Origin of the sequence: Lentzea sp. NPDC004782 (assembly GCF_040609115.1) — a bacterium.
GTDB lineage: Bacteria > Actinomycetota > Actinomycetes > Mycobacteriales > Pseudonocardiaceae > Lentzea.
In genome coordinates this window covers 1-15,216 of sequence record NZ_JBEXJN010000030.1, presented here as the reverse complement: position 1 = coordinate 15,216, position 15,216 = coordinate 1, and the positions used below count along the sequence as shown (strand labels likewise).

Below are 15,216 nucleotides of genomic sequence, written 5' to 3'. Positions count from 1 at the left end.
GGGCGATCCGGGAACCGTGCACCGTCCGAAGTTGTCAGAGCCTGGGGTTAGCATCCCCGGCGGGCGAGGGAGGCGCACATGGCTTGGTGGCACCGGATCAGACGCGTTGTCTCCGGTGGAGGGCGGGAGTCGGCGAGCTTCGTCGCGGCGCTGCTGGGAGTTCTGGTGCTCGCGGGCGCCGCGTTCGGGCAGGGCATCTCCCGCACGTCGGTCGCGGTGTCGGACGGGCTCACCTGGCTGGGCGACGACCAGCGCGGTGAGGTCGTGCAGGTCAACCCCGTCTCGGGCAAGCCCCAGACGCGGTTGCAGATCAGCGGGCCCGACTCGCAGCTGGAGATCGCGCAGGAGGACGGCCGGCTGATCGTGCTGAACCGGCGGACCGGCGAGATCACGGTGATCGACCTGGCCACGCTGCTCGCCTCCGGTCGCCGGCAGGCGCCGCCCGGTGCGTCGAGCAAGGTGCTGGTGTCCAACGGGATGGTGTACGTCGTCGACCGCGCCGCCGGCACGGTCCACACGGCGGACCCGCTGACACTGACCGACATCGGGCAGACGTGGGAGGCCGGGCAGCCGCTCGCCGACGCCGTCGTGGACGAGCGCGGCGTGCTGTGGCTGGTCGACCACGGTGGCACGCTGCGGTCGCTCGACTGGTCCGACGACGAGGAGAAGTTCCAGGAGCGCTCGCAGCGGAAGGTCGACGGTGCCGGGCCGCGCACGGTGCTGGTGCCGCACGACCAGGGCGTCACGCTGATCGGTCTCGACGGCGGTGTCGTCGTGCGCGACGGCACGGGGCAGGACGTGTCGAGGTCGACCGACCGCACCGACGCCGAGGTGATCGCCGCGCAGACCGCGCCGACCGACCTGGTGCCCGCCTCCGTGCCCGAGTCGTCGGTGGTCGTGCTCGTCGTCGACGGCCAGGTGATGCGGGTCGACGTGAACGCGCTGGGCTGTCCGAAGCCTGGCCGGCCCGCGGTGTTCCGCGACAAGGTCTACGTGCCGTGCAAGGGCTCCGGCAAGGTCATCGTCCTGGACCGCGGCGGTCGTCGCGGTGGTGACGACGTGCGCACGTCCGGCGGTTCCGACCCGGAGCTGGTGTTCGACGACGGCCGGCTGTTCGTGAACGTGCCGGGTTCGTCGACGGGCGTGCTGGTCGACACCGACGGCGCGACGCGGTCGCTGACGATCCGCAGCCCCGAGCTGCCGGTGAAGGACCCGGACCGCTCGCCGCCGCCGTCCGTGCCGCCGCCTCCGCCGCCGAACCCGAACGAGCCGGCGAAGCCGCCGCGCAACCCCGGTGGCAACAACGGTCCGACGACCGAGGTCCCGCCGCCTCCGCCGGCGACGGGGTCGTCCACGCCGTCGGTTCCCGGTGGCTCGGCCCCGGCCGCGCCCGCGGGTGTGACGGTGCGGGAGAAGTCGCGCAGCGCCTCGGCGGTGGTCGTGACGGTGAGCTGGAGCGCCGCCGCGTCGGCTGATCCGGTCGTGGGCTACACCGTGACGGGGTCCGGCTCGTTCTCCGGCGGTTCGGTGTCGGCGCAGTCGACCGGTACCTCGGCTGATCTGTCGGTGCCGTGCGCGGGGTCCACGTTCTGCTCGAGCGGGCGGCTGGACGTGACGGTGCGGGCGTCGACGGCGACGCAGGCCGGTGCCGCGGGCATGGCGGCGTTCACGGTGACCGCGCCGAACACGCCGCCGCCGAACAACCCGCCGCCCAACACGCCTCCACCGAACACCCCGCCTCCGCCGCCGCCACCATCGCCGACGACCACGACCACGACGCCCCCTCCGCCACCACCTCCGCCGTCGTTGCCGAGCGCGGGTGCCGTGGTGATCACCGGGGTGTCCGGCGGGAAGTTCGCGTCGAGGCGCACCGTGACCATGGCCCCGCCGGCGGACTGGGCGAGCCACAACGGGCGCTGCGAGCTCGTGAACAGGACGCAGGGCTACTCGGTGGGTATCGCCTGCAACGCCACCAGCGCGGTGATCGACGTGGAGGAGGGCAGCAACGCGCTCGTGGTGCGCGCGTACGCGGCGTCCGGCGCGGGTCAGGTCGATTCCGCGGCGAGGAGCGTGATGTACCTGCCGGACGAGTGCGCGGGCAAGCCGACGTGCGTCCCGCGGATGGCCCCCGCCGGTGCCGGGACCGCGCCGGCGGGAGTGGGTGGCCTGGGTCTGCTGGCGTGCGCGTTCCTGTTGCGCATCGGTGTGCGCAGAGAAGAGGAAAAGTGATCGACACCGGTGAGGTTTCGGCCTTCCGCGACCTGCACACCCGGCTCGGCGACTCGGTCGAGAGCGCGGTGCGCGGCAAGCGCGACGTGATCGACCTGGTGCTGGTGGCGATGTTCGCGGGCGGTCACGTGCTGCTCGAAGACGTGCCGGGCACGGGGAAGACGACGCTGGCACGCGCGGTGGCGGGTGCGCTGGGCGGCATTTCCCGGCGCGTGCAGTTCACGCCGGACCTGCTGCCGTCCGACGTCACGGGCACGTCGGTGTACGACCCGCAGACGGGGCAGATCCGGTTCCGGCCGGGCCCGGTGTTCGCGAACATCGTGCTGGCCGACGAGATCAACCGCGCCGCCGCCAAGACGCAGTCGGCGTTGCTGGAGGTCATGGAGGAGCGGACGGTCACGATCGACGGCGTCGGGCACGCGGTGCCGGACCCGTTCCTGGTGGTGGCGACGCAGAACCCGATCGACCTCGACGGCACCTACCGCTTGCCCGAGGCGCAGCTGGACAGGTTCATGCTGCGGACCTCGATCGGCTATCCCCCGGTGGAGGCCGAGCTCGACGTCCTGCGTCCCGGCAGCGGGGCCGGGCGGATCGCCGACGTGCGCACGGTGACGTCGCCGCGCGAGGTCAGCGCGTTCAGCGGGCGGTTGCAGCTGCTGCACGTGGCCGACCCGATCCTGCAGTACATCTCCGCCCTGGGCGCGGGCACGCGGTCCGATGAGCGGCTTCGGCTCGGCACGTCCACCCGCGGCCTGCGGACCCTGGTGCGGTGCGCGCAGGTGTACGCGGCGTCGAAGGGCAGGCATTTCGTCGTGCCGCAGGACGTCCAGGACATCGCGGACCCGGTGCTCGCCCACCGCCTGGTGCTGACGCGGGAGAGCGTGCTGGCGGGCGTCACGACGTCCGAGGTGCTGGCCGACGTCCTCTCCCGCGTGCCGGTGCCCAAGCCCGCAGCGCAATGAGACTGACGTTGCGCGGCACCGGAACCGCGGTGCTGGGCGTGCTGATGCTCGGTGTCGGGCTGTGGTGGCGGTACGCGGGCATGGCGGCGTTCGGCCTCGCGCTGACCGCGCTGGTCGTCGCCTCCGGGGTCTCGGTGCTGGTCGCCTCGCCGCTTTCGGTGTCACGGACGGTGCGTCCGCGCACCGTGCCGCGGCTCGCGCGGTGCAGCGGGCGGCTGGAGCTGTCGGCGGTCGGCCGGTGGCCGGTCGCGGTGGACGCCGTGGACGTGGTGGCGGGCGCGCCGATGCCCGTGGAGGTGCCGCTGCTCAAGCCCGGCGCGGTCGAGGCGGTCGACTACGCGATCCCGACTTCCCGCCGCGGCGTGTTCGACGTGGGCCCGCTGACGTTGCGGCGCAAGGGCCTGGCCGGTCTCGCGCAGGCGCGGACCGTGCTCGGCGAGGTCGTGCAGGTGCGCGTCGTACCGCGCGTGCTGCCGGTGCGCGGCCTGCCGTCCGGCGCCCGCCGCGGTCAGGTCGGCGCCGACGAACGCGTCGAGCGCGGCGGCACGGACCTGGTGGGCCTGCGCGAGTACGTGCCGGGCGACGACCTGCGCCGCCTGCACTGGGCGACGTCCGCGCGCACCGGCACGCTGATGATCCGCGAGGACGCCGACCCGGCCCGCCCGCACCTGGCCGTGCTGCTGGACGACAACGCGTCGTCGTACGCGCAGGAGCAGCGCTTCGAGGAAGCCGTGGAGGTCGCGGCGTCACTGATCACCTCGGCGCTGGAACAGGGACACCCGGTGCGCCTGCTGACGTCCTCCGGCGACACCGACCTGGAGGAAACCCAGGACTCCGCACCGATCCTGGCGGCGCTGGCGGACCTGGAACTGCGGGACACCGGCGGCCGCCCGACCGTGCCGGTGCGCGACCTGGACGTGGTCGCCGTGATCAGTGGAACCACCGTGCCCGCGCTGGTGCTGGAGGCGGGTCGCGCCGCGTTCGGCACGGTGCTCGTGGTGGACGAGAAGCGCCCGGTCGGCGCGGCGGGCTCGGTGCTGGTGATCAGCGGCGGCCGCGCGGAGGACCTGATCGACTCGTGGAACGCGGTGGTGGCCCGATGAGGTTCGCGTGGGTTGCCGCGGTTCTGCTGGTCGGCTCGCTCCAGCTGGCCCGGGCCTGGGACGGCGCGTTCGTCTACTTCGGACTGGCGGCGTTCGCCGGGTTCCTCGCGCTGCTGCTGAAGCGGCTCGTTCCCGCCGGTCTCGCCGGGCTCGCGGTCATGGTGGTCGCGCTGACGGGCGGGTTCTTCGCGGCCCGCGGCGCGGAACCGGCCCGCGACCCGGCGTGGGTGCTGCTCGACACCGTGCCGCGCCTGCTCACCGCGGCCCGTCCGGCGCCCGCGACGCCCGAGCTGCTGGTGCCCGGGCTGTTGCTGATCGTCGGTGTCTCGACCGCGACGGTGCTGTCGGTGACGAAGCGCGGCACGGCGTTGTTCGTGCCGGCGTTGGGCGCGGCGGTGCTGTACGTGTCGGCGGCGCTGCTCACCACCGGGCGTGCGGACCGGTACGGCCTGGTCGCGTTGGTGCTGGTGGTGCTGCTGGCGCTGGGCTGGCTGATCATCGACCGGCGTGGTCCCCTGGTGCCGCCCGCGGTGCCGGCGACGGCGATCGCGGCGTTGACGTTGCTGGCGTTCGTGTTGCCCGCCAACGGGTTCGAGCCGCGCAAGCTCGTGCACCCGCCGATCACCGACGTGGCCATCGCGAACCCGTTGCCGCAGCTCGCCGCGTGGGCCGCGCAGGGGGAGACCGAGCTCTTCCGGATGCGCGGGCCCGAGGTGCCGGTGCGGCTGGTGACGCTCAGCCGGTACTCGGGGGCGTCGTGGGAGGCCGCCTCGACCTACGGGCCGCCGGGTGTCGTCGATCCGCCGGACCTGCCCGTCGGCGGCAAGTTCCAGGACACGACCGTCGACCTGCGGATCACCGGGTTGCAGGGCGAGTGGCTGCCGGGCGTGGGCAAGCCGCAGTCGGTGTCGCTGAGCGACGCCATGGTGGATCCGGACACCGGGTCGCTGGTCGTCGCGGAAGGGCTGAAGACGGGTCTGAGCTACACGGTTCGCGGTGTGGTCGAGACACCGGCCGACACGGACCTGGCGGAGGCCTCGGTTCCGGCCAACGCGACCCGGTACACCGCGCTGCCGCGGCTGCCGTTCACGTTGGCCGAGTACGCGCGGCAGGCGACGGCGGCCGCGCGCACGCCGTACGAGAAGGCCGTGGCGCTGGAACAGGTCGTGCGCCTGAACCGCCGTCCGGACGCCGAGGCGCCGGTCGGGTCGTCGTACGCGCGGCTGGAGACGTTCCTGTTCGGCGCGCCGGGCGAGGCCGGCGCGGGCGCGGGGACGGCGGAGCAGTTCGCGTCGGCCTTCGCGGTGCTGGCGCGGGCCGTCGGGCTGCCGACGCGGGTGGTGGTCGGGTTCCAGCCGGTGCCGGAGCAGAACGGCGAACGCGTCGTCCGTGCCGCGGACGCCACGGCCTGGCCCGAGGTGTACTTCACCGGGTGGGGCTGGGTGGCGTTCGATCCGGTGTCCGGCAACGGAAGCGGGCCCAGCGCCGCGTCCAAGCGCGAGGTGCTGAACCGGCTCGCGTCCACCACCGCGAAGCCGACCCCGACCTCGCTGCCGTCCGTGCCGCCGCTGGTGCAGCCGTCCGCGGTGAAACCGGACGTGGTGGCCGCCCCGCAGGAGCCCGCCGGGTTCCCGTTCTGGGTGTTGTCGCCGTTGCTGGTGCTGCTCGTGCTGTACGTGGCGCGCACTGCACGCCGGCTGAGGCTGCGGGCCGCCGGTCCGGTCGGGGCGTGGCGCGAGGTCCTGGACTCGTTGCAGCTGGCCGGGTTGAGGCCGCGGGCGAGCCGCACCGCGCCGGACGTCGGGCGCGAGTGGGGCGACGCCGGGGTGCGGCTCGCGGCGATCGTCGACCAGGCCGCGTTCGCGCCGAGCGCGGGCGGCAGCGGGCAGGCGGCGCCGGAGGTGCGGGACAGCAGCTGGCGGCTCGCCCGGCAGGTGCGCAAAGCGGTGCGGCGCAAGGCTTCCTGGTGGCGGCGGGTGGTGTGGGCGGTGGACCCGCGGCCGCTGTTCCGGCGCTAGGGCGTGCTCGCGCAGGCGTCCCCTTGATGTGTGGACCCCCTGATCAACCCGACAATACTCAGGGGGTCTGACAGTTCCGGTCAGTTCTTGGCGGCGCAGACCTTGCCGGAGCTGCCGCGTTCGCCGTTGTACCCGAAGGCCGCGATCTGGAAGCAACGCCGGTACCCGCCGCCGTCCTCGATCACGTACTTCGTCGCCCCGCCGGTCACCCTGCTCACGGCGAGCGGTTTGGCGCCGGTCACGTCGATCACCACGAACTCGGCCTGGCCGTCGCTCGGGTCCGACCACTCCAGCTCGATCGCCTTGCCGCGGTACTCGGCGCGCTTGAGCACCGGCAGGAACTTCGGGTCGGCGTTCGGGGGCGGCCCCGCGTCCGCCGACTCCGTGGTCGGGGCCGGGAGGGTGGTCGACGCCGGTGGCTGGGACCGCTTGTCGTCGGGGCGGTTGAGCAGCATGCCCGCGACGACCCCGCCGGTCACCGCGACCACGGCCAGCAGGGCGAGCACGCCGCCGCGCCTGCTCCTGCGGACCGGGGCGGTCATCGGTTCGGGCGGGGGCAGGTCGACGGTCGGCAGCACGGCGACCGGCGGTGGCGGTGCGGGCGGCGTGACCAGGTCGGTGTGGCGGTAGGTCAGGTCCGCGAGCCGGCCCTGCCAGGAGTCGTCGGGTTCTTCCTCGGGTTCCGGTTCCGGCTCGGGTTCCGGCACGAAGCCGCGCGGGCCGAAGCCGGGTGCCTCGGTCGGGCCGTCCGGGATGAAGAGCGTGCGCTCGCCCAGCATCGCCGTCGAGTCGGGGTCCACAATGGACACAGCGGTGCCCGCGCGCACGGCGGTCAGGGCGTCGCGCAGCTCCAGCGCGGAGGTGAAGCGGTCGGCGCGGTCCTTGCGCAGGCAGCGGTTGATCACGGCGACCAGCGCGGCCGGGACGTCGAAGCGGGTCAGCGGGCGGGGCTCGGCGCGGGTGACGCGGCCCACGTAGGACAGCAGCGTGTCCTCGTCCGGGTTGTCGGAGGCGAACGGGGGTTTGCCTTCGAGCAGGGTGAAGAGGGTGGAGCCGAGCGACCAGACGTCGTCGGCGGACGACGGGGTGCCGCCCTCCAGCATCTGCGGGGCCGCATGGCGGTAGCTGACCATCTGCAGCGACGCGGAGTGGCCCGCGTCGGCGCCTCGGGCGATGCCGAAGTCGGCCAGGACGTACGAGGTGGGCAGCACCAGGACGTTCTGCGGCTTCACGTCGCGGTGCAGGATGCCCTGGCCGTGCGCGAACGCCAGCGCGTCGGCCACCGCGATGCCCGCGGACACCACGTCCGCCACGGGTAACGGGCCCATGGCGCGCAGGCGGTCGTGCAGCGAGCCGCGTTCGTAGTACTCCATGACGATGCACGGGCGGCCGTCCGGCAGCGTGCCCGTGTCCAGCACCGTCACGATGTGCGGGTGCTGGCGGCCGAGCTCGACGGTGATCGCCAGCTCGCGGCGGAAGCGGGTCAGCGTCGCCGGATCCGTCACCTGCAGGACCTTCACGGCGACGTCACGGCCCAGGCCGTCCTGGCGGGCGCGGTAGATCGTGCCCTCGCCGCCCTGCGCGATCACGCGGAAACCGCTGTAGCCCGGCAAGGCGATCTCGGGTGCCGGCGCCGCACCGGCGGCGGGCGCCCAGGCCATCAGATCGTCTTCCACCAACGAATCCTATCCCGCTGCGGTCGGCTCACCCGGACGTTCGCGCCACCGCGGGAAGAGGTTCAGCCGGGTAGCACCTTCACCTGGAATCCCAGCGACTGCAGCATTCCGGTGAGCATCACGCGGGTGTTGTCCTCCGCGCGCTTGAGCAGTTCCGACTGCCGGGCCGCCTCCGCGATCTTGGCCTCGCCCGCGAGGTAGAACCGTTGCTGGTCAGGGGTTTCCACCAGCGCCTGCAGATCGTTGACCAGGCCGCGCTTCTGGCTGAAGACGTACGACCGGTCGTGGTGGAGGTTCGGCCTGTCCAGCTGGGGCTTGGGCAACCGGAGCTCGACGGTCTTGCCGTCCGGCGACAGCACCAGGCCGTCGTCCTTCAACGACCCCAGGTCGACGTAGGCGTTGACCGACCCGGCCGCGACGAACAGCGTGCGTTCCCCGGCCAGGGCCGCGGGCACCCACTTCACGTCGTTCTCGATGTCCAGCACGACCTGGAACTCGCCCGCCGCCGCGTGGTACTGGCTGAGATCCCGCACCGACTTCAGCACCGCGGGCTGACTGCGGTCGATCGAAGTGTCACCGGACGGCTTGAACTGCTCGAAGACGTACAGCGCCGCACCGAGGAGAATGAAGACGGCAGCGACCAGAGCTCCACGCGTCACCCAGCGCCTGTCCACCGTGATGGAGTACCCGTGAGGTGATGCGCTCACACGGTCCGTATGGGCTAATCGACCCGAGCGGAATCAGTCCCGTGTCCATCTGGTTGGCTTTGGACGAGACTGAAACGACGGTTTTGGAGGCGTGCGGTGCTGGACCCGGAGAACCTGTACGAGGTCGACTCGGAGGTGCCAGACCTGACGGGCGCGGTGCTGCTGCACCACTTCGAGGGCTTCATGGACGCCGGTGCCGCGGGCCGACTGCTCGCCGAGCACCTGCTGGAGACGCTCGAAAGCCGTGTCGTCGCGCGCTTCGACATCGACAGCCTGATCGACTACCGCTCCCGCCGGCCGCTGATGACCTACGCGACCGACCACTGGGAGGACTACGCGACCCCCGAGCTGGTCGTGCATCTGCTGTGGGACAGCGCGGGCCACCCGTTCCTGCTGCTCAGCGGCCTGGAACCGGACCGCGCCTGGGAGGCGTTCGTGCTCGCCGTCCGCTCGCTGATCGACCGCTGGGGCGTGCGTCTCACCGTCGGCTTCCACGGCATCCCGATGGGCGTGCCGCACACCCGCCCGCTCAACGTCATCGGTCACGCGACCCGGCCCGAGCTCGTCTCGGAGTACCAGCCGTTCTTCAACCGCGTGCAGGTGCCGGGCAACGTGTCGGGGCTGCTGGAGCTGCGCCTCGGCCAGGCGGGCCACGACGCGATGGGCTTCGCCGCCCAGGTGCCGCACTACCTGGCGCAGTCGCAGTACCCGACCGCCGCCGTCACGCTGCTGGACGCTGTCGCTCGGGCGACAGGTCTGGCCTTGCCCATCGGGTCCCTGATCGACGCGGCTCAGGCCGCTGATGCCGAGATCCACCGGCAGGTCGCGGAGTCGGAGGAAGTCGCCCAGGTGGTGGAAGCGCTCGAGCGGCAGTACGACGCTTTCATCCAGACTGTCGGCAACACCGACCTCCCCAGCGCGGACGAACTGGGCGCCGAGTTCGAACGGTTCCTGGCCGAGCAGCAGCGTCCGCCGGACCACCTGTAGGGAGCTTGTGATGGCCACCTGGCACGACGTGCGCCGCATCGCCACCTCCATGCCCGACGTGACGGAGCGGGTGCGGGAGGGCGTCGTCGACTGGAGGGTCAAGGACAAGCTCTTCGTGTGGGAACGGCCGCTGCGCAAGACCGACCTGGCGGCCCTGGGCGCCGCGGCGCCGTCCGGGCCCATCCTGGCGGCGCGGGTGCCCGATCTGGGGGCCAAGGAGGCGCTGCTGGCCTCCGACGGGTCGGTCTACTTCACCACGCCGCACTTCAACGGGTATCCGGCGATTCTGGTGCGGTTGGAGCACATCGGGGTGGGGGAGCTGGAAGAGCTGATCGTCGAGGCCTGGCACGCGCGGGCGCGCCGCCGCTAGAACTGGGGTGTTCGTGGAGTTCCTGTGCTACCACCGGGATCGTCCGGGTTCGGAACCGCTGCGCGGCAAGATGATCGAGGAGCACTGGTCCTACATGGACCGGTTCGAGCTGATCGCCCGTGGCCCGACCTTCGACGGTGACGTGCTGACCGGCAGCGTGCACGTCGTGGAAGTGCCGGATGCCGCCGCGGCTCGCGCGTTCGCGTTCGACGAGCCCTGTTACCAGGCCGGCGCGTTCCGGGACGTGCTGGTGCGCCGGTGGCGCAACGTGCTCGGGCGAACGATGTGGGAGTTCCCCGGCGGCGGGGACGGCGGTGGCCACCTGGTGCTCGGATTCGGCGAGGGGGAGCCCGTAGATCTCGTACCGGCCCGCACGGACGAGTTGATCGCCTACGGGCCGTTGCTGTCCGACGACGGCACCGCGTGGCTAGGCACGGCGGCGCTGGTCAGGTCCGCGGACCCGGCCTCCGTGCTGACCACCGGCCGGTACGCCGCCGTCGAGGTCCACGAGTGGCAGTTCGGCGGCCGGCGTCAGTAGCTGACGAACCGGTAGTGCAGGCCCGAACTGGACTCCTGCCACGCACCGACGCTGACCGGCTCGCGGTCGACCGTGGGCGCGTACGTGTCACCCTCGAAGGTCTCGCGGACCTCGGTCACCTCGACGCGGTCGGCGAACGGCAGCGCGGCCGCGTAGACCGCCGAGCCGCCCATCACCCACACGTCGCCGGTGACGTCGGCGAGCGCCTCCTCCAGCGAGGAGAACGTCTCGGCGCCTTCCTGCGGCGTGCGGGACAGCACCAGGTTGCGGCGGCCGGGCAGCGGGCGGAAGCGCGGCGGCAGCGACTCCCAGGTGAGGCGGCCCATCAGGACCGCCGAGCCCGCGGTGACCTCCCGGAAGTGCTTCATGTCCTCCGGGATGCGCCACGGGATCGCGTTGTCGCGGCCGATCACGCCGTTCGGGTCCTGGGCCCAGATCAGGCCGATCACACCGCCACCGGGGCCTTGATGCCGGGGTGCGGGTCGTAGCCGACGAGCTCGAAGTCCTCGTACCGGTAGTCGAACAACGAAGCGGCGGGAGCCATCCGCAGCGTCGGGAACTCGCGCGCCTCGCGGCCCAGCTGCAGCTCGACCTGCTCGACGTGGTTGTCGTAGATGTGGCAGTCGCCGCCGGTCCAGACGAAGTCGCCGACGCCGAGCCCGGTCTGCGCGGCGATCATGTGCGTGAGCAGGGCGTAGGAGGCGATGTTGAACGGCACGCCGAGGAACAGGTCCGCGCTGCGCTGGTAGAGCTGACAGGACAGCTTGCCGTCGGCGACGTAGAACTGGAAGAACGCATGGCACGGCGGCAGCGCCATCTGCGCGATCTCGCCCACGTTCCAGGCCGACACGATGATCCGCCGCGAGTCCGGGTTCTCGCGCAGGGTCTTCAGCACCTCGGCGATCTGGTCGATGTGACCGCCGTCCGGGGCAGGCCAGGACCGCCACTGCACGCCGTAGATCGGGCCGAGCTCGCCGCTCTCGGGCGCCCACTCGTCCCAGATCGTCACGCCGTGGTCCTGGAGCCACTTCACGTTGCTGTCGCCGCGCAGGAACCACAGCAGCTCGTAGGCGATCGACTTGAAGTGGACCTTCTTGGTCGTGATCAGCGGGAACCCGGCGGCGAGCGGGTAGCGCAGCTGGTGACCGAAGATCGACCGCGTGCCGGTGCCGGTGCGGTCCTCCTTGTGCACGCCCTCCTTGAGGACGTGGCGGAGCAGGTCTTCGTACTGCGTGTCGGCCATACGGCGGAGCTTAGTTGACTCAGAACCGGCTCATGTCCGGCTGAAGGCCGAGTCGCAGCATGGCGTACGTCTCGAACAGGCGTCGCGACACCACGGTGTGCTGGGCGGCGACGTGCGCGTCACGCAGGCAGCGCTGCAGGGCCGACGACTCGAACACCGAGCTGCCGCCGCCCGCCGCGAACGCCTTCTGCGTCACGTCGGTGGCCTCGCCCGAGGCGAACGAGCAGGCCAGCCGCAGCCGCGCCTTCACCGGGTCCGGGGCGGGCGTGCCGTGCACCGCGAGGTCCCAGGCCGTGCTCAGCGCCTCGTGCAGGAACGCCGCCGCGGACGACAGCCGTGCCTCCATCGAGGCGAGCTCGATCTGCAGGCCGGTCTGCTCGGCGAGCCGGGTCGTGGCGTGCTGCGGGGTCTTCTCCACGGCCAGCGCCTCGATCTCGTCGATCGCGCGCCGGGCCACGCCCAGGCACACCGACGCCACGCCCGCGGCCAGGAAGCTGAAGTACGGGAACACCGTGACCGGGCCCTCGATGCCGGGCGTGCACCCGATCGGCCACACGGCACGGCGATACGGCAGGAAGGCGTCCTCAAGAGAGAACTCGTGCGAACTGGTGGCACGGAGACCGGCGGCGTGCCACGTGTCGTGGATCGTCACGTCCGCACGCGGGTACACGGCCAGACGCGGCCCTTCCGGCGTGATGGTGCCGCCGATGACCCACGCGCAGTGGGTGACGGCGCTGCCCCAGCCCCAACGGCCCGTGACGCGGTAGCCGTCGTCGGTCGCGACCGCCTTTCCCAACGGCGCGGCGGTGCCGGCGATCAACGCGCGCGCGTCGCCGAAGATCTCGTCGGCGGCATCGGACGGCAGGTACCAGGCCAGCGATGCCGAGATCGTTGTGGTCATCGCGGTCCAGCCCGTCGAGGCGTCGGATCGCGAGAGCTCCTGGATCTCGCGGCTCCACTCGGGCAGCCCGAGCTCGGCGCCGCCGTAGCGCTTGGGGGCGATCAGGCGGTGCACGCCGTGGTCGACGAGCGCGGTCACGACCGAGTCGGTGAGCGCGCGCTGTTGTTCGGCCAACGGCGCCTCGGCGCGGATCAGGGCGTGGAGATCCATGCGCGCGATCCTGCCCATCGGGCTACAGCTTGGCGAGCGCCTCAACGAGTGGCTTGAGCTCCGGGATGCCCTCGGCCTCGTCCAGCGCCTCGGACAAGGCCTGGTCGTGGGTGGGGCGGGCGAGCGCGAGCAGCTCGTGGCCCCTGTCGGTGACCTCGGTGTAGATGCCGCGGCGGTCGGTGGGACACAGGTAGCGCGCGAGCAGGCCGCGGTCCTCCAGGCGCGTGACCAGGCGTGTCGTGGCGGACTGGCTGAGCACCACGGCGTTGGAGAGCTGGTTCATCCGCAGGTGGAAGCCGTCCTGGCGGTTGAGGACGTCCAGAACGGTGTACTCGCTGACCGAGAGTTCGTGCGCCTTCTGCAGCGCTCTTTCGAGGCGGTCCTCGATGCGCGCGTGCAACGCCGCGAGCGTGCGCCAGCCCTGAGCGCGCGCCTGGACGGCGTCGTCGTCCAGTGACATAGGTCAATTCCCCTCAAATAGACAGCGTGTGCAACTATTGCGTACGCTTGTTACCGTCTTCAACAAGTCTACCGGGGAGTGACATGGATCTGTCGGGACGCACGGCCCTCGTCACGGGCTCCACCTCCGGCATCGGCTTCGCCACGGCGGAAGCGCTGCTCAAGGCCGGTGCGGCCGTGGTCGTCACCGGGCGCGGCCAGGAGCGCGTGGACGAGGCGGTGGCCAAGCTGGCCGGTGACGCGCCCAATGCGGATGTACGCGGTGTAGCGGCCGACATCGCGACCGCCGAGGGCGCGGCTCACCTCGTGGACCAGGTGCCCGACGTGGACGTGCTGGTCAACAACATGGGGATCTACGGCGCGCAGCCGGTGTTCGAGATCGAGGACGCCGAGTGGCAGCGGTTCTTCGACACCAACGTCATGTCCGGCGTACGGCTCTCGCGGCACTACACGCCGCGCATGGTCGAACGCGGCTGGGGCCGGGTGATCTTCGTGAGCAGTGAGTCGTCGGTGTTCACGCCCACCGAGATGGTCCATTACGGCATGACGAAGACCGCGCAGCTCGCCATCGCGCGCGGCATGGCGCAGGCCGTGAAGGGCACCGGCGTGACGGTGAACTCGGTGCTGCCCGGTCCGACCCTCACGCCCGGTGTCGAGGAGTTCATCCGCGACCGCGTCGGCGACGGCGGCGAGGCCGAGTTCGTCCGCACCGAGCGGCCGACCCTGTTGCTGGGCCGCCTGATCCGCCCGCACGAGGTCGCGAACCTCATCACCTACGTCGCGTCGGACCTGTCGTCCGCGACGACCGGAGCCGCGTTGCGCGTCGACGGCGGCACGGCACCGACGTTGATCCCGTAACGAAGTAAGGAAGAGTCACCTTGAACATCGTGAAGCTCAACAACGGCGTCGAGATGCCCCAGCTCGGTTTCGGTGTCTGGCAGGTGCCGGACGCCGAGGCCACGCCCGCGGTCACGGAGGCGCTGAAGGCCGGTTACCGCAGCGTCGACACCGCGGCCATCTACGGCAACGAACGCGGCGTCGGCCAGGCCATCGCGAACTTCGACCGTGAAGAGCTGTTCGTCACGACGAAGCTGTGGAACTCCGACCAGGGCTTCGACTCGACGCTGCGCGCGTTCGACGAGTCGCTGCGCCGGCTCGGGCTCGACGTGCTCGACCTGTACCTGATCCACTGGCCGACCCCGGCCCGCGACCGCTACGTCGACACCTGGAAGGCCTTCGTCCAGCTGCAGAAGGAGGGCCGCGTCCGCGCGATCGGCGTCTCCAACTTCCAGCCCGCGCACCTGCGGCGCCTGATCGACGAGACCGGTGTCGTGCCCGCGGTCAACCAGATCGAGCTGCACCCGTACCTGCAGCAGGCCGAACTGCGCGAGTTCCACGCGAAGCACGGCATCCGGACCGAGGCGTGGTCTCCGCTCGGCCAGGGCGGCGAGCTGCTGTCCGACCCGGTGGTCGAGAAGATCGCGCTGGCGCACGGCCGTTCCCCGGCCCAGGTGGTGCTGCGCTGGCACCTGCAGCTCGGCAACGTCGTGATCCCCAAGTCCGTGACGCCGTCGCGGATCCGGGAGAACATCGACGTGTTCGGCTTCGAGCTGGCCGCCGGTGAGGTGGAGGCTCTGTCCACTCTGGACCGCGACGGCCGCATCGGCCCCGACCCGGACGAGTTCAACCAGGCCTGACCCGGCGAACACGAAGCCGTCGATGAAGGGCGCCTTCATCCACCTGGTGTTTTAACCAGGGGTGAGTTCCTTGGGGCGGGTCGCCGCGTCAGCGGCGGCCCGTTTCTTGTTGTGTG

The 15,216-nt window shown here is 71.7% G+C and carries 15 protein-coding genes; 9 read left to right on the top strand and 6 right to left on the bottom strand.

Annotated features, from left to right (window positions below; translation table 11 throughout):
- Positions 1-78: 78 nt before the first annotated feature.
- From ABZV40_RS26640 to ABZV40_RS26625, 4 genes are read left to right on the top strand one after another with little or no spacing between them, the layout of a single operon-like run.
- Entirely contained in the window at positions 79-2,229 is a 2,151-nt protein-coding gene (locus ABZV40_RS26640; RefSeq protein WP_355446937.1) for a hypothetical protein, read from the top strand.
- Positions 2,226-3,191, top strand: coding sequence for a MoxR family ATPase (locus ABZV40_RS26635; protein ID WP_355446934.1), 966 nt, complete (start codon positions 2,226-2,228; stop codon positions 3,189-3,191). The genes ABZV40_RS26640 and ABZV40_RS26635 overlap by 4 nt, the downstream gene beginning before the upstream one ends.
- 8 nt (positions 3,192-3,199) lie before the next feature.
- Positions 3,200-4,294: a DUF58 domain-containing protein gene (locus ABZV40_RS26630; protein ID WP_355446931.1), complete on the top strand. Its 1,095-nt coding sequence runs from the start codon at positions 3,200-3,202 to the stop codon at positions 4,292-4,294.
- Complete coding sequence (locus ABZV40_RS26625) at positions 4,291-6,312, top strand: transglutaminase domain-containing protein (protein WP_355446928.1); 2,022 nt, start codon at positions 4,291-4,293, stop codon at positions 6,310-6,312. The genes ABZV40_RS26630 and ABZV40_RS26625 overlap by 4 nt, the downstream gene beginning before the upstream one ends.
- An 80-nt stretch (positions 6,313-6,392) precedes the next feature.
- Here the strand turns inward: ABZV40_RS26625 and ABZV40_RS26620 are convergent, their stop codons facing one another.
- Together ABZV40_RS26620 and ABZV40_RS26615 are read right to left on the bottom strand one after the other, a co-directional pair.
- Positions 6,393-7,988, bottom strand: coding sequence for a serine/threonine-protein kinase (locus ABZV40_RS26620; protein ID WP_355446925.1), 1,596 nt, complete (start codon positions 7,986-7,988; stop codon positions 6,393-6,395).
- Positions 7,989-8,050: 62 nt separating this feature from the next.
- Positions 8,051-8,647, bottom strand: coding sequence for a DUF4230 domain-containing protein (locus ABZV40_RS26615; protein ID WP_355446923.1), 597 nt, complete (start codon positions 8,645-8,647; stop codon positions 8,051-8,053).
- Positions 8,648-8,791: 144 nt separating this feature from the next.
- Between ABZV40_RS26615 and ABZV40_RS26610 the strand changes: the two genes are divergently transcribed.
- The 3 genes from ABZV40_RS26610 to ABZV40_RS26600 are packed head-to-tail and all read left to right on the top strand — an operon-like array spanning position 8,792 to position 10,590.
- On the top strand, positions 8,792-9,682 hold the full coding sequence (locus tag ABZV40_RS26610; protein WP_355446920.1) for a PAC2 family protein: 891 nt from the start codon (positions 8,792-8,794) through the stop codon (positions 9,680-9,682).
- 10 nt (positions 9,683-9,692) lie between these two features.
- Positions 9,693-10,052 carry an MmcQ/YjbR family DNA-binding protein gene (locus ABZV40_RS26605; protein ID WP_355446917.1) on the top strand — a complete coding sequence of 120 codons (360 nt, stop codon included), beginning with the start codon at positions 9,693-9,695 and terminating at the stop codon, positions 10,050-10,052.
- A 13-nt stretch (positions 10,053-10,065) separates the two neighbouring features.
- Positions 10,066-10,590 (top strand): YciI family protein, encoded by a 525-nt coding sequence (locus tag ABZV40_RS26600; RefSeq protein ID WP_355446914.1) that lies wholly within the window; start codon positions 10,066-10,068, stop codon positions 10,588-10,590.
- Here ABZV40_RS26600 and ABZV40_RS26595 read toward each other — a convergent pair.
- From ABZV40_RS26595 to ABZV40_RS26580, 4 genes are read right to left on the bottom strand one after another with little or no spacing between them, the layout of a single operon-like run.
- Positions 10,584-11,039, bottom strand: coding sequence for a dihydrofolate reductase (locus ABZV40_RS26595; RefSeq protein WP_355446911.1), 456 nt, complete (start codon positions 11,037-11,039; stop codon positions 10,584-10,586). The genes ABZV40_RS26600 and ABZV40_RS26595 overlap by 7 nt on opposite strands.
- Positions 11,036-11,833, bottom strand: a complete 798-nt coding sequence (locus tag ABZV40_RS26590) for a thymidylate synthase (RefSeq protein WP_355446908.1) — start codon at positions 11,831-11,833, stop codon at positions 11,036-11,038. Before ABZV40_RS26590 ends, ABZV40_RS26595 begins: the two co-directional genes overlap by 4 nt.
- A 19-nt stretch (positions 11,834-11,852) precedes the next feature.
- Positions 11,853-12,944, bottom strand: a complete 1,092-nt coding sequence (locus ABZV40_RS26585; protein ID WP_355446905.1) for an acyl-CoA dehydrogenase family protein — start codon at positions 12,942-12,944, stop codon at positions 11,853-11,855.
- 22 nt (positions 12,945-12,966) lie between these two features.
- Entirely contained in the window at positions 12,967-13,404 is a 438-nt protein-coding gene (locus ABZV40_RS26580) for a MarR family transcriptional regulator (RefSeq protein ID WP_355446902.1), read from the bottom strand.
- Between the two features lie 83 nt (positions 13,405-13,487).
- Between ABZV40_RS26580 and ABZV40_RS26575 the strand changes: the two genes are divergently transcribed.
- Positions 13,488-14,261 carry an SDR family oxidoreductase gene (locus ABZV40_RS26575; protein WP_355446899.1) on the top strand — a complete coding sequence of 258 codons (774 nt, stop codon included), beginning with the start codon at positions 13,488-13,490 and terminating at the stop codon, positions 14,259-14,261.
- A gap of 53 nt (positions 14,262-14,314) precedes the next feature.
- Positions 14,315-15,100: an aldo/keto reductase gene (locus ABZV40_RS26570; RefSeq protein ID WP_355447080.1), complete on the top strand. Its 786-nt coding sequence runs from the start codon at positions 14,315-14,317 to the stop codon at positions 15,098-15,100.
- Positions 15,101-15,216: the final 116 nt, after the last annotated feature.